Here is an 844-nt window from a genome sequence, read left to right as displayed (position 1 = left end):
TAAGGCCCGTCATCAATTGCGTGATGATTGGATGCCTGATGCCAAGAGCAAGAGGCAGGAGGAGTTGTAGTGGTACGCCGGTATGCCTTGAGAGATGATCAATGGGAGCGCATCAAGGACATGCTGCCCGGGCGAGCCGGTCACGTTGGCGTGACGGCGCGCGACAACCGGCTGTTTGTCGAGGCGGTGCTGTACCGCTATCGGGCTGGCATCCCTTGGCGGGATCTGCCTGAGCGCTTCGGAGACTTCCGGGTGGTGCACACGCGCCATTCGCGCTGGAGTCGCAGTGGAGTGTGGCAGCGCATCTTCGAGTGCCTGGCGAAGGACGCAGACAACGAGTGGGCGATGATCGACTCGACCATCGTGCGGGCTCACCAGCACAGTGCCGGGGCGAAAAAAGGGGGCTCCCAGAGCAAGCCATCGGACGCAGCCGAGGCGGGCTGAGCACCAAGATCCATGCCACGGTAGATGCGCTGGGCAACCCCACCGGGTTTCATCTCACGCCTGGTCAGGCCCACGATCTCGAAGGCGCCGATGCGCTGCTGCCCCTCATGCAGGCCGACACACTCATCGCCGACAAGGCCTATGACGCGCAAGAGCGAGTGCTCGATGTGCTGGCCAAGGCTGGCAAGAGCGCGGTGATTCCGCCGCTGCGTACCCGCAGCGAGCAGCGCTCCTGGGACCGGCAACTCTACAAAGCCCGCCACCTCATCGAGCACTTCTTCGCGCGCTTGAAGCAGTACCGGGCCATTGCAACCCGCTACGACAAGACCTCTCGCAACTTCCTCGGCGCTATCCATTTGGCTGCCGCCGTCGTTTGGCTCAATTGATGACGGGCCTTAGT

General features: G+C 62.8%; 1 protein-coding gene. It reads left to right on the top strand.

Annotation, left to right across the window (positions count from 1 at the left end):
- The first annotated feature begins 120 nt into the window (after positions 1–120).
- Positions 121–830 (top strand): IS5 family transposase gene (locus tag D3A59_RS25000; RefSeq protein WP_240636209.1). Its coding sequence is split into 2 segments (ribosomal slippage): positions 121–412 and positions 412–830, totalling 711 coding nucleotides; the frame shifts between segments, so codons are not numbered across the junction.
- The last annotated feature ends 14 nt before the right edge of the window (positions 831–844 follow it).

The organism is Caldimonas tepidiphila, from assembly GCF_003569765.1.
GTDB classification, from domain to species: domain Bacteria; phylum Pseudomonadota; class Gammaproteobacteria; order Burkholderiales; family Burkholderiaceae_C; genus Caldimonas; species Caldimonas tepidiphila.
The sequence above is the reverse complement of the archived record's forward strand: the minus strand, read 5'-3'. Positions and strand labels throughout refer to the sequence as shown.